Here is a 19,003-nt window from a genome sequence, read left to right on the forward strand (position 1 = left end):
TCAGCCTACGGCTTCCTCGCAATGACGATTTTCTGCAATAGTGATTAGATTTTTGTCATTGCAATTTTATATTTCATCATATTGCCTAGTTTCAAAACAGCGATAAATAAAATCCTAGCGCCGCAATAAAGCCAAAGATAAGGGCAAATAATAAAGTCAAAAATCGCAAAACTCGCATCATTTTGGAGCGCAAAAGGGATGAGGCTTATAGTGATAGCGACAAACATAACTCTATCTAGCCACAAGAAAAGCGTGCAAAGCACAAGCGTGATAAATGCTTGAGTATAGACACCAAAATAATACATATCAAACCACAGCAAGCCCAAAACGCTTAGAAAATATACAAGTCCAAATAAAAATAATATGATTATAGATATATTTTTGATTTTTAGATTATGTATTTTGTATATTTTTGCGATATAAAATACCGCCAAAAGCACGCATAAATAGCAAGGTGTATCAAAAAAAGAATATATAAGATTTAGCGCGCTATGATTTTCAAAAATAGGCACAAATATAAACAGCCAAAAATTATTAATGAAAGCGCGATTTTTACTCTATAATTGATAGCAAATAGGCTAAATAGCCAAGTGATAGCGCACAAAGAAATAATACCAACTCCCCACATTATCGCACCTCTCCTGTGCTTAATAGCACAAAATCATTATTTTTATTTTGGATTAGCTCTTTTATTTTGGCAATACTTAGCGCCGCATGCTTGATTTTGGCTCTATTATAAGTATAGCTTATGTGTAAAAATCCAGAATCCACAATCGCCGCAGGATAGCTCACTTCGCCGCGCGGGACTGCGATATCTATCGTGGCTAATTTTTTAAAATAAATATTTTTATCTATGTCTGATTTTTTTAGATAAAAAAGACTTAGCGCCTGTCGCCCGCCATATCCTTGCCCTGATGCACCACTAGGCGCACCAAACGCGCTAGAATCTTGTATATTGCTAGAATCTTGCGCCTTACTGGAATCTTGTGCTTTGCCAGAATCTATTTGCGCGCCAGATTCTGCCTGCTTTAGCAAAATCCCTTGCTTAGTAGAATCTTTTTCATTTATTTTTATATCATAATTTATCTGTTTATAAATTGGCTTATCAAAGTCTATCAAATCTCGATTTTTCCAGAGCTCTTGCAATATCAGATTCTCATCCGCATCATTATGTATAAGCAAAATTCCATCCTCAAAACTAGTCATAATGCTAGAGCTTCCCGGGTTTTTTAGATTAGTATTTTTTAAATCGCCCCAATTATTGCCATTATCGCTGCATTTTTGTATAAATTGCGCGGAATCATACCGGCTAGCATAAATGCGAAAAGTCGCCACGCAAGTATTAGAATCTAGCGGTGCTATGCTTGGTTGAAGCAAGGAATGCAAATCATTTAGTCTTTTTGTAAAAATCATTTTTTTATCTTCATCAAAAAATGCTACAAATGAAAATTTACTCGCCATCTCATGATAGAGCGGCAGCATAAATCCGCCATCTTGCATCGCCACCGCTGGAGCTCGGACTAGGTTTGAATAATTCATAAAAGGATTTAGCCTTAGCTCTCTGACAAAAATAAGCTTATCTAAATTGTCATTAAAATAAAATTGATATATCCTAGAAGTAGCCCATCCGCCGAGACTTACACCCACTACAAAACAATGTATTTTTCCATTTTTATCTCTAAAAACTATAGGATTACCCAATTTTTTTATATATTTGCCAGATATTTGAGAAAGCTTTTTCGCATCCAAAACCGCTTTTGGCGCGCTCCATTTGGATTCTAGGATGTCATTTTCTGATTTTTTGAGAAAGCTTTGATATATTTTGACATCTTTGTGCCCCTCGCGCGTGCCAGCAAAAAACAAAGACATAATAGCATCATCAGTAGCCACCAGCGCGCTCGCATGCGCGCTTGGCTCGATATTTGGGATGATTTTTTCTGCAAATATGCTGCTTTGTGGTGCGCTGCTTTGCAAAATGTTATTTTGCAACGCGCTATTTTGCGACGCGCTATTTTGCAAAGTATTATTTTGTGATATATTATTTTGCGCCTTATTTGCACCAGAATCTATAGCGAGAAATCCACTTGCACTAGAGAATCCATGCGCATTGTCATATCGCCTTTTTGAGCCATAAAAAATTAAAAATAAACATAATAAAATTATTGATATATACAATATCGCGCCGACTTTATTTTTATGCCACTCTCTCATATTTTTATCCACCATTTTGTTTTAAGGTCTCTTACCAAAACTACCAAACTTAAACCTCTCGAACCCGGCTCTATCGAAACTCATCATAAAAAAAGCTTGATTTTTTGACAAAGGGCTTGATTTTAGCCTTTGGGATTAAAATGCCATCTTGACTTCGGATAGCATATTCAAATCCAAAAAGCACCTCTATATCCTCACCATATAAACGAAAAGTCGTTCTTTCCATATAGCTTTCTACATTTGGTGCTTCATCATCATTACCTGCATCTTTCCATGCCTTATCAAGTTCTTTTTGCAAAAAGTTAATAAATTTTTTATCCACATTCACAAAAGCTGAAGGGCTCGTATCAACAAAGGCTAAATCTTTAATTGAAAAAACAGCGTAGGAATCTATAGTGTTTGGATGCGGTGTGCCTCTATAATTATACTCCCCTAAGCTTCTAAAAATTATTGCTTTTGTATCAGCAACTGCTCCGGTATCTGCTTCATAGCTCCCACCTGCAAAGTCATTTGAGACATATCCCTGCATTTGTTCTCTAGCAGCTTTTTCAAACTCTTTGAAACTCATATTTTTAGCCACTAATTCAAGAATCCCAATATTTGCAGGCTTGATAAAAAACGCGCTATCTTTATAATAATAAGTAACTAGCTTTTCATTAGAATACTCAAGCCACTCTTTTTGCTCCTGCGTAGGCTCATAGCTTTTTCGTGCTTCCATTGAGTATGTATCAAGGCGCGAAATTTTACCCTCTAATCAATCAACCTCGCTCAAAACCACCTGCAAAGCTTTGCTTTCCTTACCTTTTGGCGTGTTTTTCCATTCTCCTGTGATATTTAAGGGCTGTTTTTTATCATCTAGGATTTTTTCCAAATCATTTTGCGTGAGCCTAAATGTAAAACTCTCCTCTTTAGATTCTGTAAAAAGCTCAAGGCTTTCTTGTTTCAACTCGCCATATATGGGGATATTTTTTTGAAACTTATCATACAAATACACGCCCTTCACATTGACCGAGTTAATTGTATTTGCATCCCCTGCAGCATCGGTTGCAAGTTTTATTGTGATAGGGTATTTTGAATCAATACTTCCTTTGAGCGTGAAAAAATATATGCTAAAAGTGGGCTCAAAACTTTCAAAATCCTTTGGCGCATTATCGCTTTCTTGCGTTTCTTGCGCGCTAGCAAGGGTGAGAAATAGGGCTAAAAGTATTTTTACAATTTTCATTTTTTGCTCCTTTTGAAATTTGTAATTATTGCATCTTTTCATTTAGTAAGCACCTATTAAAGCAAAAAGTGATAAACAAAAAAGAAGCGCAAATATATCTTTGCTATATTTTTTAGCAAAAAGAGTGGTTTTGGTATATAACATAGGGGGCAATATATTTCATTATCAATACGATAACAGCGCAACCACAAAGCAATATTGCAATATTTGTAAAAGTTACGGGCAGAGATAAAATAAAAAACAAGATTCCAAGTATCGTATAAATAACCTTTTTAAAGCTACTCATATTTTCATCATCAGGGACAAATGCTCCTATCCAAAATCGCAATAGCCAAAATAGCGCAAGACATAAAAGTAAAAATACGGGTATAAAAAGTATTTTTATTAGAGATTCCATGATTTTACCTTCAAAATATACATTTTAATCGTAAGCATTTGTATAAAATCACCCATATTTTTGAAGTGGATTTAAGTTTTGATTAGCCTGCGTGCAGGCAAAAACAGAATCTAGATTCTGCTTTAGAATCTAAAGCTCCGTCTTTAGCACCGCGCCATTTGCGGCGTTGCTGACTAATAGCGAGTAGCGTTTGAGCCATTTGCTTTTGATGTCTTTTTTGATTGGCTTCCATTTTGCGCGGCGAGATTCTAGAGTGGCGGAATCCACGAGCAATTCTAGGCTTCCGTTTGACACAGATATGCGGATTTTATCACCATTTTCAATAAGCGCGATAAGTCCCCCTTCAGCCGCTTCTGGGCTTACATGCCCGATGCACGCCCCGCGCGTTGCCCCGCTAAAGCGTCCATCAGTGATAAGCGCAACAGATTCCCCTAAGCCCATTCCCATAATGAGGCTTGTTGGGCCTAGCATCTCTTGCATTCCCGGTCCCCCTTTTGGTCCCTCATAGCGGATAACAACGACATTCCCAGCCTTCACCTTGCCCCCTGCAATGCCCTTAATCGCCTCATCTTGCGAGTTAAACACAACCGCGCTTCCCTCAAATTCTTTCATAGATTCTGCCACAGCGGCGACTTTTAGCACTGCACCTTCTTTTGCTAAATTGCCATAGAGAATCTTTAGCCCGCCGATTGGGGAATATGCGTTGTCATTATGGCGGATAATTTGAGAATCTGTGATTTGCGCCCCTGCGATGCGTTCGCCTAGTGTTTCACCTGTAATCGTCAGCGCGTCTAAACATAATATAGAATTTGCAAATTCAGCTTCCGGCGAAAAATCGGGGAGATTTGCTTGAGCGCTCGCACTGTTTTTGTCACAATCCCCGCCACCAGATTCCAAAATTCTAGTATTTGCGGTGTTGCTTTGCGTAATCCCTCCGCTTTGCGAATGAGGCGCACTAGAGCGTGCGTCGCAGTGAAGCGGAGTGGAGGGATTATGCGAATGATTACCCAAAGACGAATTTCCCACCAAAGACGCATTTCTTTTAGCCACCTCATTCATCACCGCATTCACCCCGCCCGCTCGATTAATGTCTTCCATATGCACGCTACTAAGTGCCGGGGCGATTTTAGCGATATGCGCGACTTTGCTAGCGATATTATTTATATCGCGCAGATTAAAATCCACCTCCGCTTCCTTAGCGATTGCTAGCATGTGTAGCACCGTATTCGTGCTGCCGCCCATCGCCATATCCACGACAAAGGCATTATGCACGGCTTTTTTATTCAAAATATTTCGCATCTTAAATTGCTCGCTTAGCTTAGAATCTAGCGCGATTTCTACAATCCTGCGCGCCGCCTTTCTTAGCAACTCCTCGCGCTCTTTTGTAAGGGCTGGGATAGTCCCATTCCCGGGCAGTGCGACCCCCATCGCCTCGCAAAGCGTATTCATAGAATTTGCCGTAAACATACCGCTACAACTCCCACCGCTAGGGCATGCCTTGCATTCAATCTCATGCAATCGCTTCTCATCGATTTGCCCGCTTGCATACGCGCCAACTGCCTCAAACGCGGAGTTCAAATCCAAAATCGTGCCATCATCTAGCTTGCCTGCTAGCATCGGACCGCCACTTACAAAAATCGTAGGCACATTCACACGCAGCGCGCCCATAAGCATGCCCGGCACGATTTTATCGCAGTTTGGAATGCAAATCATCGCATCTAGCGCGTGCGCGTTCATCACAGATTCTATACAATCAGCTATCAATTCGCGGCTAGGCAGGGAGTAGAGCATCCCGCCATGCCCCATAGCGATGCCATCATCAATGCCAATAGTGTTAAACTCAAATGGCACAGCACCTGCCTTGCGGATTTCCTCTTTGACAATGCGCCCATATTCAGCCAAGAAAAAATGCCCCGGAATTATGTCAATATGGCTATTTGCCACGCCGATAAAGGGCTTGTTAAAATCCTCATCCTTTAGCCCTGTTGCACGCAATAAACTCCTATGAGGTGCGCGCTCGTAGCCTTTTTTGATAATATCGCTTCGCATGGATTCTCCTTTGTTGTGCGGTTGTTGTTGGTTTTGTGTTTGTTGCGTTTGCTAGTTGTTGTTTTTGCCTGCGTGATTATAGCCAAAGTGTCGCATTTTGCGCGCATTTTTCAAACAAAACATCGCCTAAAAATTCAGCCTTAGTCCCGCACCTGCGCGTGTGACGCGGTAGTTAAACTCATACAAGCTATCGCCATAGCCATGCACCAGCTGGAAATAAAGCCCCACTCGCCTGCTAAGCCCATAAGTATAGCCAAGCTCCGCGCGCCCCTTCCAGTCCCAAAAATCCGCGCTAAAATAGTTGTTGAAAATATTGTTTAGATACAGCTCAAAGCGATGTCGCTTATACACATATGAGAGCACGATGTCGCCATAGCCGATGTATGAGGCGATGTCTGCATTATCGCCCCTATCACTCAAGATATATTGGCTAAGCGGCATCCACGCGCGCAGCGACAAGCCAAAGCGCCCGCGCTGCCAATCCGCCTGCACCACAAATCTATCAAGCGATTTCGACCTAGAAAACCAGCCCGCATCTTGCGGACTCAAGCCATTGTTGCGCTTATCGGCAAGCCCTACATCAAGGTTATTTTCGCGCTCGCCATTGCTGATATGCAGATACCCAAACCTAAGCCAAGTGATATACCCGCCAAAAAGCGGAATCTGCCTAGCGTAGTTGAAATTGATGCTGGGGCTGAAATTTATATCGCGCATGGGCTTAGAATCCTGCGTGTTGTAGATCTGAAACCAATGCGTCTGTGTGTATGCAAAATCAAATCCGCAATATTTGCAAAAAAGCCGCTCCAAAAACACCACGCGAAAGCTCACCTGAAACTTCATCTCCACCGGAATGTCGCGCGTGGAATAAGGCGTGGAGAAGCTATAATACGCGGGCAAAATATACACCGGCAAATTGTTTGTAAGCTGGATATATCTGCTTTTTGGGTTGGTGGGGATTTTTGGCTTGGGCGGTGGCACTAGAAATGCAGGGCTAGAATCTGGCGCGCTTTGTCGTGGCAAAAAGGATTCTAGCGGAAAGGGCTTTGGCTGATTGGCGTTTATGTGGTTTGGCTTGGGCTGGCTGGATTCTGGCGAGAAAATGGATTTTTGCGGATTGGATTCTGGTATTTTGGATTCTGATATTTTAGATTCTGGCAAATTGGATGCCAAAAAATCAGATTCTGCTCCCAAAATGGGTTCGTCCAAAATAGATTCGCCCAAAAAGGATTCTTGCAAAATGGATTCTGCCCCCAAAATTGATTCGCTCTCCAAAATCGGCCCCTCATCCAAGCTAAATTCCATCGGCGCGCCAGGATCCGCATTTGCTCCAAAATCTATAGCGCTTTTTTTGCCTTGATTTTTTGCGCCTTGCAAACTTGCATAAATTTTTGCATTTTGCGCGCTAGAATCTAGTTTTGATTTTATAGTGGCAAATTTGTTTATAGTAGCTTGCGTGGATGCCGCAGAATCCGCGCTATGCGCGCTAGATTCTGCATTTTTGGCTTTTTTAGATTCTGACGCTTTTTTGGATTCTGGCACTTTTTTAGATTCTAGCGCGATTTTTGGCGTGCTTTTAGATTCTAGCGCATTTGGCGCAGATTTGGCATCCAAAAGGCACAGCGCGCAAATCGCCCAAAGCGCACAGCCCGCACCAAAGCGCGCCAAAAATCGCCCAAACAACACCAAAAGCCCAGCACCGCTTGACATCCGCACACCTCATACGCATTTCACAATCTTTCATTATAGTTTATTTTTGGATAGGTTTGGCTAAAATTCGCCTTTCACTAGCGCAGGCATTTGCAAAAAATATTTGCAAAATCAGCCAAAATCGCCCAAAACAGCCAAAACCATGCGCGCAAAATCGCCAGCCAGCCATGCAAATAGCACGCAAATCGCGCATAAATCACGCACAAATCAAAGGACGCACAAACTCATGGAAATCTTTCTCAAAGGCTTTTTGCTAGGATTTAGCCTCATCGTAGTCATCGGACCACAAAACGCATTTGTCATCAAGCAAGGGCTGCTGAAAAACCACATCACAAGCATCATCATCGCGTGTTTGCTGTGTGATTTTGTGGTGATTTCACTTGGTGTGTTTGGCGTGGGTAAGGCGCTTGAAAACAGCCATTTTGCGCTCATAGCGATTAGCATCGTTGGCATTTTGTTTTTGCTATTTTATGCGTTTATGAGTTTCAAAAGCGCGATTTTTGCGCCAAAAAGCCTAGATTTATCGCGCACAAGCGCGCTGCTTAGCCAAAAGCAAGCGATTTTTAGCATCCTAGCCCTCACACTGCTAAACCCCAACTTCTACCTCGACGCGCTAATCATCATCGGCGGCGTGTCGGCAACTATGGATTCTAGCATGCAAAAGGCGTGCTTTTTGGCGGGCGTGCTGTGCGTTTCGCTCCTGTGGTATGTGGGCGTGGGATATGGCGTGCGCGTGCTACTGCCGCTTTTCAAAAGCCACGCCGCATGGCGCGCGCTAGATGCAATCACTGGGCTTATAATGTGTGGCGTGGCGTATTATCTCGCGCGCTTTGTGTGGGATTTGTGTATTCATAAGCTAGCTTAGCTATTTAGATTCTACCAAGTTTTACGCACTAAGATTGGGCTTTTAGTGCGCGATAAAATCCAAAATATCCACAAGATAGAATCTTCTGTTTTTGGATTCTAGTAGCAATTTGTGTTTTTGCGCATATTTTAGAAACTTTTGATGTTTGCCTTACAGTCCGATTTTTACCAAATCATTATCGATGATTTTTGTATATTCTTTGTATATCTTTTTGGATTCTGGCAGGATTTTGTCATCGACTTTGCGCAATGGGTAAAGCTTAAAATTACGCATATTGCTATCATACTGCGTGTATATAAGCTCCGCCCTCACATCATCCAATCGCACGCGATGCAAAAATGTGCTTTTTTCATCAGCTTGCGCGCCCGCCTCTTGCGCCCCACTATTTTTATCCGCCTCGCCTTTATTTAGCCCTTGCGCGCGCTCTTTTTCTGCCTTTTTCATCTCTTTTGCCTTGCGTTTTAGCTCTTTGGCAGATAGCAGGCTCACGCGCACAGAGGCTAGCATGCCGATGCGCTTGTTTGTGCCCTTTTGCCCAGAGATAAAATTGCCAAGCGAGTAAATCACCAGCGTATCGCCGATACGCTCGATCGGCTGGATGACATGCGGATGATTGCCAATGATAATATCCACGCCAAGACTCGCTAGAAACGCCGCAAACTCGCGCTGCTCCTTGCTAGGCACGAAAGAATACTCCACGCCCCAGTGCATCGAGGCGATGAGGAGATCCACCTTGTCACGCAGCGCCGCGATGTCATCTTGTAGCATTTGTTTGGTATAGACATTGACTAGGTAGTCTTTGCCTTCTGGGATTTTGATGCCATTTGTGCCGTAGGTGTAGGCTAGCATGGCGTAGCTTATGCCATTTTTCTCATAGATTCTAGATTTTGCGCGATCATTGGCGCTCTCATAGCTGCCAGCGATGCAAAGATCGCTATGCGCGCGCTCTTTGGCATGCCAATACTCAAGCATCGCGCGCACGCCCTTTTCGCCGCGATCGAGCGTGTGGTTGTTTGCCAGTGACACGAGGCGGAATCCAAGCCTTAGCATCGTGTCGCCAAACTCTTGAGGCGAGTTAAACGCCGGGTAGCTGCTAAGCCCCAGCGCGCTGCCGCCTAGAATCGTCTCTTGGTTGTAAAACGCCAAATCAGCCCTTTTGATAAAATGCGAGATGTTGTCAAACATCGGGTCGAAGTAGTAGGCGGGGGTGGTGGCGTTTGTGCTAGATTCTGCGTTGCTCGCACTAGATTCTGCATTACCAGAATCCACTTTTTTAGATTCTGCACCTTTAGATTCTGCTTTGGTGGATTCTGTGTTGCTTGCATTAGAATCTATTTTACTAGATTCTGCTTTTGCTTTATTTAGAGATTTTGCCAGCTCCTCCGCGTCTTTGAAAACAGCTGTGTGAAGCAGCGCATCGCCTGCCATGATAAGCTGCAAAGAATGCGCTCTGGCAAATATTTTGCCCCGCTGTTTTGGCACGCTAGATTCTACGATTTCGCCAGATTTTGCACTTGCAGCATACTTCGCGCTTGTGCTAGATTCTGCGCTTGTGCTAGAATCTACGCTCGCGACATGCTTAAGTTTTTGCAAATCTTGCGCGCCTAGATGCGCGCCCGCCATAGCACATAAACACGCCAGCGCGCCAGCAAATGCGATTTTACCAAACATTTTATCCGCCCCCATTTTATCACGCAAAAATGCGAGATTTTCACCAGCCCTATTCGCCATTTTGCTACCTTATTCGCATATTTTAGATTCTGCTATTTTACAAAAAAGAGCGCAAAAATCAACATTTATCAAAAGTATTCGCGCCACAAAGCACGCAAAAATCCACCAAATCCGCGCCAAAAACGCCAAATCCCAGAATCCAAACCCCAAAATTGAGCGAGCGCCTAAAAAGTGGTATCATTTTTGCTAGGGCTTGGCAAGGAAATGATTCTACCAAAACTAAGGAATAGTGATGAAGCTAGGGAAGCTAGTGTTTGTTTGCTTGGCGGTAGGCTTGCTGCAGGGTGCAGATAAGCTGAATGACGCGCCGGCAAGCTCTTTTCAAGACTCGTTTGCGCGCGGGCTGATATACGGGCATGCGGGGTTGTTTTTCCAGCAATCCATAAACAACGCCCCAACCTATGGCGACATAAATCTAAGCCTAGGCTATGAATCTAGGCGCTTTATCGGGTATAAGTTTGGCGCGGAGATGTGGCTGATACCCAAGCTCTATGAGGGCGTCGTCGGCGATTTTAGGCGCGGGCAGACATATTTTGAGATGCCACAGCTTTATGCAGATTATCGCAACCAATACGAGCGTTTCGGCGGGACTATCGGGCGCTACAAAATGGATGAAGAGTGGATTACGCATTATAATGAAGGCTTGAGCCTCGAGTATGAGGGCGTGCCAAACCTCTCGCTAGCATTTGCTTGGTCGCTAAGAAATGCCTACATCACAAACTACTACTCGCAAAACTACTCCGTATTTGGGCAATATCAAAGCGGCAAGGTAGGCAGCTGGACTGGCGGGGCGTTTTATTTCCGAGCCACGCTCTCTGTCCCACAAGCCCCGCTTACACTCACACCTTATATCTATCTAGTGCCTGATTTTTTTGTAGCGCCCGGGCTAAAAGGCGAGCTAAACCTACCTATCACGCCAAAAGTGCTATTTCGCGGCATCATCCATCTCACCTCTTATGTCGAGCTAAACAACGAGCGCAAAGCACTAAACAGCAATGGCGGGGGCGTGATATGGGCTGAAGGTGGCGTGCATTGGGCTGGGATAAGGCTAGGTGGTGGCATCATCAACACCCCAGCTGGCGGGGCTATCTACATCGATGGCTTCGGGCAGCACACGCCTTTTGAGCGCACAGATGGGATTTTCTACTACAACTCCACGACGCCTTATGCCTTCATCTCGACAAATCTTTGGAACTATGTAGATGTGTATGGCGCGTTTCGGATGAGTATTATGGATACTCAAAGCGTGCTAAACTGGGAAGGCAGGCTAGACATCACGCCGATACAAAATGTCCGCATAGGCGCAAGCGCAATAGGCGTGAATAACCCCACAGCAGCGCCCTCTCGCTTTGGCAGTAACATGGGAAGCTACACGATATTCCGCGGCTATGTGGAGTATAGTTTTTAGGCGAGCTGAATAAGCGGGAGATCGCTGTCATTGTGGTCGCGCCAAGATACCAGCAAAATAGCAAAAAACCAAAGGTTTAAATTCTGCGATTTTTATATTTTGTAGTTTTTTGGTTTTGTATTATTTTGGTAGTTTGCTTATTTACTAAGCTTGCGCCACCATTTCCATTCGATAAATCGCTTGATTAGAAGTGCCAAAAGCCCGCTAAACTCGCGATTTTTGGCGATTCCTATGCCAAAGCGATTGCCAAGCGAGCAAAAAGTGCCTTTTGATTCATATCTAAAAGGCGCGATAGATTCTAGCGTTTGCGCGCTGGCGGTGCTGCCAAGACTTTTGTTAGCAAAAATAGTATTGAAAACGCGCGCAAGATATTCGCCCTCTTGCTGTGCTAGCTGGGCGGTGGGCGCGTATGGGCGCGAGGTGCTAGGATCTATCAAAGAAGCGCAATCGCCGATGATATAAGTGCGCCCTATTAGGCTATTTTTCGCGCAAGCTACACCAGATTTTGCGCCAGAATTTATTTTGCCAGAATCCGCGCCCGCACCAGAATCTAGATTTGCGCCAGAATCCACGCCCGCGCCAGATTCTGCGCCCTTATACACCAGCGCATTTTTGGGGAGCAAATACTCATCCACTTCCACGCGCGATCTAGCGCATACAAATGATTTATCCATCACTTCATTGCCCTTGACGCCGGCAGTCCAGATGATGCATTTGGATTCTATGCGCTCTTGCTTGGATTCTGTGCTGTTAGAAGCATCGCTAGCAGAAGGTGCGCAAGAGATAACGACCGCGCCATCTTCGCACGCCAAAATCCTGCATGATGAGCGCACCTCTATGCCAAGTGATTCCATATACGCCCTGCCCTTTTGGGCGATATGTGGCGCAAACATCGGCAGCACATTTGGCAGTGCCTCGATGCAAATAAGGCGCAAAAGACTAGCATCCACGCCGCTTTGGCGCGCAAGCTTGGCAAACTCGATAGCGATGCTCGCCACAAGCTCACTCCCGCTAAACCCGCCGCCACACACCACCACGCGCAGATACCGCTCATCATTAGTGCGCTTATACGCCTCTAGATTCTCGCGCAACCGCGCAAAAATCGCGCGCGCCTGCGTATAATCAATAAGACTCATCGCATGCTCCGCCACGCCAGCAATCCCAAAAGTATCGCTGCTAAAGCCAAGCCCGATGATAAGCGTGTCATACTCATACGCCCCGCGCGCGCACTCCACGCGATGCGGCAAAATCCGCTCCACGCTATCGCAGACAAACTCCACGCCACGCGGCAGCACAGCCTGCAAATCCCTGCAAGTCTGCCTGTCTTTGTAACCGCTTGCCACTTCGTGCAAAAGCACGCTGGCATAGTGATATGGCTCTTTTGAGATTAGCGTGATTTGTGCGTTTTTTAGAGTTTGGCGGTTTAGCCCCTTTAGCAAAGAAAGGCTCGCATAGCCAGCACCTAGCACTAAAATGCGTGGGCGCGTAGTATCAGAATCTGCTTTGCTGGCATTTGGGTTGTTGTCGCTTGAGTTTTGGTTATTGTTTTGGGTGCTATTTTTTTCAGCATTATTTTTTTCATTATTAAAACTTTTGGCATTAGATTCTGCGCTTTGGTTTTTTGCAAGGTTTGACATTTTGCCCTCGTGTGATTTTTGGAGTCTAAAGCTAGTAAAACAAAAGAAGTAAGATAAGAATGGCTCCGGATGCAGGATTCGAACCTGCGACCAAGCGGTTAACAGCCGCCTACTCTACCGCTGAGCTAATCCGGATCAGAAGTAAAACGCAAATTTTATGCAAAAATCGCTTTAATGTCAAGGATTTATTGCAAGAAAAACGCCATTTTCTTTGACAAATCGCTTAAAATCCACAGATTCATCGATTTTGTGGCGCAAAACTACCAGCACCGCGTCATAATATCCCACATAAGAATGGGGTGTGCTAGAATCAGTAGCGTGAGAATTTGCGCGCAAATCGCCAGCTCTAGAATCAAGCGCGCGAGAATCTAAAATATCAGAATCCGCGCCGCGCGAGTCACGCGCCTGTAAATCCTTTTGTAAATCCCCTCCACATAAATCATCTCCACGCAAATCCCCTTCGCACAAATCCCAGCCACACAAATCCCTTGCACGCAAAATATCTATACCATAATTCTCCCGCGCCGCCGCCCTATCCACCAGCGAATCCACCACCTCCACGCGCGCGCCAAAGCTTTTTAGCTCCTCGCAAAGTGCTGGCACCTTGGTATTTCGTATATCCGCGCAATCCGCCTTAAACGCAAAGCCCACCACCAGCACCTTCGCGCCCAAAATCTCTATATCTTTGCTAGCCATCATCTTTAGCAGTTTGTGCGCGAAATATCGCGGCATTTTTTCGTTTATCACGCGCCCGCTGGCGATGATGCGCGCATGATAGCCCACGCGCTGCGCGATGTGATAGAGATAATACGGATCCACGCCGATACAGTGCCCGCCCACAAGCCCCGGATAAAACGGCGCGAAATTCCACTTCGTGCGCGCAGCCTCCAGCACCTCGGCGATGTCGATGCCTAGCTTATCAAGCAAGATATAAGCTTCATTGATAAAAGCGATGTTTATGTCGCGCTGGGCGTTTTCTAGCGCTTTGGCGGCTTCTGCGACTTCGATGCTGGGCGCTAGATGCGTGCCGGCGGTGATTATCGTGCGATAGAGCGCGTCTATTTTCTGCGCGGCTTCTTTGGTGGAGCCAGAGGTTACCTTTTTGACATTGCGGAGGGAATGCGCCTTGTCAGCGGGGTTTATGCGCTCTGGCGAGTAGCCTACGAAAAAGTCGCGATCACACACCAAGCCGCTGGCAGATTCTAGCGCTGGAATGCATTCAGTGCGCGTGCATGTGGGGTATGTGGTGGATTCATACACTACGATGTCGCCCTTTTTTAGCACGCTGCCTACCATCGCGCAGGCATCTAGCAGATAGGAGATGTCTGGCTTTTTGTCCGCGGTTATGGGTGTTGGCACGGCGATTATGAAGACATTTGCACCCGCGATGTCGCACAAATCATCGCTAAAGCTTGTGAATCTCGCGTCTATGAAATCTTGGCTACTAGATTCTAGCGTGGCATCATCGCCTAGCTTTAGTTGTGCTATGCGCGCGCCATCGATGTCAAAGCCGATAGTCCTATAATGCGCGCCAAATGCGAGTGCGAGCGGCAACCCCACATAGCCAAGCCCGATGATAGCGATGATGGGCTGGGGCGCAGAATCTTGTGCAGAATCTTGCGTGGATCTTTTGGCAGAATCTAAGGGGTTTTTTGAAGTGGAATCTAAGGGGTTGGATTTTGAGGCAGAATCTAATGGATTTTTTGAAGTAGAATCTATCAGGCTGGCGCTGGTGGGTTTTGGGCTTTGGTTTGGCACGGAGACTTTTTTTTGACTTGCACGCGGTTTGGATTCTGGCGCGGAATCTAATTTTTGATTTGCGTGCGTTTTGGATTCTTGCGCGGATTTTTTGGCAGAATCTAGCTTGGAATCTGCGCGATGATTTTTAGCAGAATCTAGCGGCGTTTTTTTCATTTTGCGCCTTTTGGCGTGGATTCTGGCAAAGTAGGATTTGTCAAAGTGGATTCTGGCATTTTAGATTCTAGTAAAGCGGATTCTCGCACCGATAGAAATTCTGGCATTTTAGATTCTGCTTGTGTGGGCTCCAGCACGCGCACGATGCCATTTTCTAGGATATACTCGCTATCATCATAGCTGCTTTTCGCGCGCCCATGCGTATCAAACGCCAGCCGCACGCCCGCCTTATCCACATAGCCAATCAATCGCGCCGGATTCCCCGCCACCAGCGCAAATGGCGCCACATCACGCAGCACCACGCTCCCAGCACCCACCATCGCATACGCGCCGATTTCCACGCCACAAAGTATCGTGGCATTCGCGCCGATACTGCATCCACGCCTAAGCAGCGTGGGGCGAAACTCATCTTTGCGCTCGATAAACGCGCGCGGATTTATGACATTGGTAAAAACCGCGCTTGGCCCCACAAACACGCCATCCTCCAGCCGCACGCCTTTGTAGATGCTGACATTGTTTTGGATTTTACAGCCTTCACCTATATGCACGCTAGGACCGATGGCGCAGTTTTGCGCGATGATACAATGCGCGCCGATGGTGCTATCTGGCAAAATATGGCAAAAATGCCAAATCTTGCTCCCCTCCCCTACCTGCACGCGCTCATCGATGATGCTGCTTTCATGGATAAAGCTTGTGGTGTGGATAAGGCTAGCAGGATGAATAGAGCTTGTGGCAGAGATAGGACTTGCAAAGCGGATGAAATTTTTTGGGCGAGTGGCGTTTGTCATATTATATTTGCATTTATTTGGTTTGAGCGCGTTTGGATTCTCTAGCTTTTATGCGCTTTTTTAAGCGCAGCAGGGCAAAGCGCGTAAAAATCCACATCCGCGCGTGGCGATAGATTCTATGTATCTCGCGCAGCAGCACAAAGCGAAGATAAAAGCTCTTATCTCTTGGCTGATGCTCTGGCTTACCGATAGTGGATATCTCATCTAGCTCATTTACATGCACCAAATGCGGGATATGCAGCATCTCCTTCACGCCATGCAAAAATGAAAAGCTGACATAATAATCCACCGCCACAAATATGCTTTGCGCGTGTTTTATAAGTTTGCGCGCGGCGCGTGGCGTGAGATAATACGCCGATGTCCCAAGCATAAGCGAAGGCGCAAGCGCAAAATGCTCCTCTAGCAAATACATCGTGTGAAATGTGCGCCACGACAAGCGCGCAAAATCATAGCCACTCTGCGCGATGCGATCCACGCCGCGCGCAAAATCCTCGCAAAAATCCACATCATCCTCTAGGATAAATATCGGCTCATCTAGCTCTACGCATTTTTTCCACAAAGCAAAATGCGAGGCAAAGCAGGCAAGCTCTGTAGCGCGCACCTCGCGTGCCTTCCACACTCCTGCGCGAAATTTTGAATACCGCTTGATAAATCCAGAATCTATGATACTTTGCGTATCTTTTGCTTTGAAAAATTCAAAGCTAGCTTGCGTGGCAAAATCTGGATTCTCGCGTAAAAGCTTATCGATATTTGCCTGCATTTTGGCGCGCCTATCAGTCGAGCGCTCCAAATTTATGATGAAAAATTTATGCATCTTTTTCCTTTGTTTTGCCTAGAATCCAAATCTTATAAAGCCTCGCGCCATGCCAACTCTTGCAAAAATAGCCTTACATTTTGGTCTGCGCTTGTATGCCAAGCAGGGAGAGCCCAAGCGTGAGTGAGAGGCTAACCATCCTGGCAGATTTCAGACAATACGCTTCATGCGGCGTGCCTAGAATCCTGTGCGCGTTGTAAAATGCGTGAAAATTGCCCGCGAGCGTTTTTAGGTATTCGCAAATCTTTTGCAAACTGCGCTCTTCCCACGCCATCTGTGCGATTCTAGGCAAAAGCATCGCTTCAAATGCTAAATCTTGCGCGGCCTTTATAGCTTCGTTTGTGGATTCTGCGCCTGATTCTGCGCTGGCATTTGGCGCGCTGGATTCTGCGTCAAGTTTATCCGCGCTAGATTCCACATTTTGCGCGCTTGATTTTTCTAGCAGCGTGTGGATTCTCGCATTTGCATAGTTGATATAAAACACCGGATTGCTCGCATCCTGCGCGCTTAGCGTGCTGACATCAAACTCCAGATGCGTATCAGGCTTTTTACTCAAAAACACAAATCGCAGCGCCGCAGCGCCGATATCCGCCACCACATCGCGCATCAATATAAAATTGCCCGCGCGCTTACTCATTTTATAAGGTTTGCCATCTTTTAGCAGGCTCACCATTTGTGCTAGTAGCACCTCTAGGCGCGTCTCATCAAAGCCAAGATAGGCGATGCTAGCGCGCACACGCGCGATGTAGCCATGATGATCCGCGCCCCAAATATTGATATAGTGGTCAAAATCGCGCATAAATTTGTCGCGATGATAGATAATATCGCCCGCCAAATAGGTAGGCTCGCCATCCTCGCGCACTATCACGCGATCTTTTTCATCGCCTTTTTGCGAGGAGGCTAGCCAGATTTTGCCGCCTTCCTCATAGACTCCGCCGCCACTTTTGAGCGCCTCTAGCGTCTCATCCCAGCGCGCGAAAAGCGCTTTTTCGCTCACAAAATGATGAAATTTTATCCCAACACTCGCAAGATTCCCCTCTATCTCTTTTAGCATCAAATCCTTGCCAAACTCGCCAAGCTCGGCTATGCGCGACTCGTTTTCAAACACACTCTTGCCAAAATGCTCGCTAGCCGCGCGCGCGATATCTATGATATACTCGCCCTTGTAGCAATCCTCCGGATACTCCACGCACTCGCCCAGCACCGCCTCGCGCCCAGCCAGATAGATAGAGGTGGCGAGCTTTTGGATCTGCGCGCCCGCGTCGTTTATGTAGTATTCGGTGGTGATGTCATGCCCTAGATATGAGCCAAGCCGATACAAACTATCGCCAAGCACCGCGCCGCGCGCGTGTCCGATATGCAAAGGACCGGTGGGGTTTGCGCTGACATACTCGAGCAAAATGCGGGATTTGGCGGGGGCGGTGGTTTTAGCGTGGGTGGCGGGCGTGGTTTTGGTGGCTTGGCTAATGGGCGTGGCTTGGCTTGTGGATATGTTTTGGTTGGTGGTGGCGGATTTGCTGGGTTTGGTAGATTGAGCGGATTTAGATTCTGGTGCAAGTTTGGATTCTAGAGTGCTTTTTTGCTCCTTAGTGGTGCTGGCAGATTCTGATTTTTGCATGGATTCTGCAACATCCTGCGCGCTTTTTAGCATACTCGCGCCACCTTTGCCAAAATCTAGCCCAGAATCTAGCGCGCTATCCATAGCAGCGTTGATGAAATCTGGCGAAAGCGTGAGGTTTATATAGCCTTTTAGCTCATCGACTTTGGCAAACTCTTTGTGCTTAGAAAGCTTGGCGCAAAGCTCGCTTGCTATTTGGCTTGGCGGGAGTTTTTGCTGCTTGGCAAGGCTAAAGGCGATAGGCGTGGCAAAATGCCCGAAGTCTCTATTTTTGGGGCACTCGAGCACTGCTTCACTGCCGGCTGTTTCTGTGATGATGGATTTTATGTATTCATACATTTTTTGCCTTTTTACGCTTTAAGTTTTTGGGATTCTGGTCTTTTGGCCACCAATCTTTTGCACTCGTCTTAGTCTCTTATCTTATTTTTGCAAACAGCTCAAATTGCCAAATAAACTCCGCTTTATTCTAGCTTAGCATTTTGTTTAAAATACCAAAAATCGACTCTTGTATTTTTTGTGATTTTTAGATTCTGGCTTTCTAGTCGCCAATCTTTTGCGTTTATCCCAGTCTTTTAGTCGCCTTCCTTTCGCAGGGGGACAGGGGGCTTAAATTGGCAAGACCGCCCCCTAGTCCCCCTGCAC

Annotated in this window: 15 protein-coding genes and 1 tRNA gene; 2 read left to right on the top strand and 14 right to left on the bottom strand. The window is 45.9% G+C overall.

What is annotated here, in order from left to right; genetic code table 11:
* Positions 1-44: 44 nt before the first annotated feature.
* The 6 genes from BKN38_RS05095 to BKN38_RS05125 form a co-directional block, all read right to left on the bottom strand.
* The gene (locus BKN38_RS05095) at positions 45-434 is read right to left on the bottom strand and encodes a hypothetical protein (RefSeq protein ID WP_143000210.1); all 390 of its coding nucleotides are present in this window, start codon (positions 432-434) and stop codon (positions 45-47) included.
* A 193-nt stretch (positions 435-627) separates the two neighbouring features.
* The gene (locus tag BKN38_RS05100; protein WP_158655926.1) at positions 628-2,211 is read right to left on the bottom strand and encodes a sialidase family protein; all 1,584 of its coding nucleotides are present in this window, start codon (positions 2,209-2,211) and stop codon (positions 628-630) included.
* Between the two features lie 70 nt (positions 2,212-2,281).
* Positions 2,282-2,929, bottom strand: a complete 648-nt coding sequence (locus BKN38_RS05105; RefSeq protein WP_066456238.1) for a hypothetical protein — start codon at positions 2,927-2,929, stop codon at positions 2,282-2,284.
* A gap of 36 nt (positions 2,930-2,965) precedes the next feature.
* Positions 2,966-3,433 carry a hypothetical protein gene (locus tag BKN38_RS05110; RefSeq protein ID WP_070957720.1) on the bottom strand — a complete coding sequence of 156 codons (468 nt, stop codon included), beginning with the start codon at positions 3,431-3,433 and terminating at the stop codon, positions 2,966-2,968.
* Between the two features lie 526 nt (positions 3,434-3,959).
* On the bottom strand, positions 3,960-5,879 hold the full coding sequence (gene ilvD, locus BKN38_RS05120) for a dihydroxy-acid dehydratase (protein ID WP_066456230.1): 1,920 nt from the start codon (positions 5,877-5,879) through the stop codon (positions 3,960-3,962).
* Positions 5,880-6,005: 126 nt separating this feature from the next.
* Positions 6,006-7,586 (bottom strand): phospholipase A, encoded by a 1,581-nt coding sequence (locus BKN38_RS05125; protein WP_066456229.1) that lies wholly within the window; start codon positions 7,584-7,586, stop codon positions 6,006-6,008.
* Positions 7,587-7,689: 103 nt separating this feature from the next.
* Between BKN38_RS05125 and BKN38_RS05130 the strand changes: the two genes are divergently transcribed.
* Complete coding sequence (locus BKN38_RS05130; protein WP_082942574.1) at positions 7,690-8,451, top strand: LysE/ArgO family amino acid transporter; 762 nt, start codon at positions 7,690-7,692, stop codon at positions 8,449-8,451.
* A 150-nt stretch (positions 8,452-8,601) separates the two neighbouring features.
* On the opposite strand, the gene BKN38_RS05135 is transcribed toward BKN38_RS05130, so the two are convergent.
* Together BKN38_RS05135 and BKN38_RS11845 are read right to left on the bottom strand one after the other, a co-directional pair.
* Positions 8,602-10,182, bottom strand: a complete 1,581-nt coding sequence (locus tag BKN38_RS05135) for a CapA family protein (protein ID WP_070957721.1) — start codon at positions 10,180-10,182, stop codon at positions 8,602-8,604.
* 58 nt (positions 10,183-10,240) lie between these two features.
* The gene (locus tag BKN38_RS11845) at positions 10,241-10,363 is read right to left on the bottom strand and encodes a hypothetical protein (protein ID WP_256325545.1); all 123 of its coding nucleotides are present in this window, start codon (positions 10,361-10,363) and stop codon (positions 10,241-10,243) included.
* A 51-nt stretch (positions 10,364-10,414) separates the two neighbouring features.
* Here BKN38_RS11845 and BKN38_RS05145 point away from each other — a divergent pair, with 51 nt between their 5' ends.
* Complete coding sequence (locus tag BKN38_RS05145) at positions 10,415-11,590, top strand: outer membrane family protein (protein ID WP_066456222.1); 1,176 nt, start codon at positions 10,415-10,417, stop codon at positions 11,588-11,590.
* Positions 11,591-11,727: 137 nt separating this feature from the next.
* Here BKN38_RS05145 and BKN38_RS05150 read toward each other — a convergent pair whose 3' ends face one another.
* The 6 genes from BKN38_RS05150 to argS form a co-directional block, all read right to left on the bottom strand.
* Positions 11,728-13,227: an NAD(P)/FAD-dependent oxidoreductase gene (locus BKN38_RS05150; protein WP_066456220.1), complete on the bottom strand. Its 1,500-nt coding sequence runs from the start codon at positions 13,225-13,227 to the stop codon at positions 11,728-11,730.
* Between the two features lie 60 nt (positions 13,228-13,287).
* Positions 13,288-13,362 (bottom strand) — tRNA-Asn (locus BKN38_RS05155).
* Positions 13,363-13,404: 42 nt separating this feature from the next.
* On the bottom strand, positions 13,405-15,141 hold the full coding sequence (locus BKN38_RS05160; RefSeq protein WP_066456217.1) for a nucleotide sugar dehydrogenase: 1,737 nt from the start codon (positions 15,139-15,141) through the stop codon (positions 13,405-13,407).
* Positions 15,138-15,929: an acyltransferase gene (locus tag BKN38_RS05165; RefSeq protein WP_066456213.1), complete on the bottom strand. Its 792-nt coding sequence runs from the start codon at positions 15,927-15,929 to the stop codon at positions 15,138-15,140. Before BKN38_RS05165 ends, BKN38_RS05160 begins: the two co-directional genes overlap by 4 nt.
* Before the next feature lie 13 nt (positions 15,930-15,942).
* On the bottom strand, positions 15,943-16,743 hold the full coding sequence (locus BKN38_RS05170) for a glycosyltransferase family 25 protein (protein ID WP_066456208.1): 801 nt from the start codon (positions 16,741-16,743) through the stop codon (positions 15,943-15,945).
* Between the two features lie 73 nt (positions 16,744-16,816).
* On the bottom strand, positions 16,817-18,700 hold the full coding sequence (gene argS, locus BKN38_RS05175; protein ID WP_066456201.1) for an arginine--tRNA ligase: 1,884 nt from the start codon (positions 18,698-18,700) through the stop codon (positions 16,817-16,819).
* Positions 18,701-19,003 lie beyond the last annotated feature (303 nt).

Origin of the sequence: Helicobacter sp. CLO-3 (assembly GCF_001854545.1) — a bacterium.
Taxonomy (GTDB): Bacteria; Campylobacterota; Campylobacteria; order Campylobacterales; family Helicobacteraceae; genus Helicobacter_B.

Bases quoted from the DNA above. Each gene is read 5' to 3' on its own strand.
- BKN38_RS05100 (WP_158655926.1), bottom strand. From the start codon at position 2,211: ATGAGAGAGTGGCATAAAAATAAAGTCGGCGCGATATTGTATATATCA.
- BKN38_RS05105 (WP_066456238.1), bottom strand. From the start codon at position 2,929: ATGGAAGCACGAAAAAGCTATGAGCCTACGCAGGAGCAAAAAGAGTGG.
- BKN38_RS05110 (WP_070957720.1), bottom strand. From the start codon at position 3,433: ATGAAAATTGTAAAAATACTTTTAGCCCTATTTCTCACCCTTGCTAGC.
- ilvD (WP_066456230.1), bottom strand. From the start codon at position 5,879: ATGCGAAGCGATATTATCAAAAAAGGCTACGAGCGCGCACCTCATAGG.
- BKN38_RS05125 (WP_066456229.1), bottom strand. From the start codon at position 7,586: ATGTCAAGCGGTGCTGGGCTTTTGGTGTTGTTTGGGCGATTTTTGGCG.
- BKN38_RS05135 (WP_070957721.1), bottom strand. From the start codon at position 10,182: ATGGCGAATAGGGCTGGTGAAAATCTCGCATTTTTGCGTGATAAAATG.
- BKN38_RS11845 (WP_256325545.1), bottom strand. From the start codon at position 10,363: ATGATACCACTTTTTAGGCGCTCGCTCAATTTTGGGGTTTGGATTCTG.
- BKN38_RS05145 (WP_066456222.1), top strand. From the start codon at position 10,415: ATGAAGCTAGGGAAGCTAGTGTTTGTTTGCTTGGCGGTAGGCTTGCTG.
- BKN38_RS05150 (WP_066456220.1), bottom strand. From the start codon at position 13,227: ATGTCAAACCTTGCAAAAAACCAAAGCGCAGAATCTAATGCCAAAAGT.
- BKN38_RS05160 (WP_066456217.1), bottom strand. From the start codon at position 15,141: ATGAAAAAAACGCCGCTAGATTCTGCTAAAAATCATCGCGCAGATTCC.
- BKN38_RS05165 (WP_066456213.1), bottom strand. From the start codon at position 15,929: ATGACAAACGCCACTCGCCCAAAAAATTTCATCCGCTTTGCAAGTCCT.
- BKN38_RS05170 (WP_066456208.1), bottom strand. From the start codon at position 16,743: ATGCATAAATTTTTCATCATAAATTTGGAGCGCTCGACTGATAGGCGC.
- argS (WP_066456201.1), bottom strand. From the start codon at position 18,700: ATGTATGAATACATAAAATCCATCATCACAGAAACAGCCGGCAGTGAA.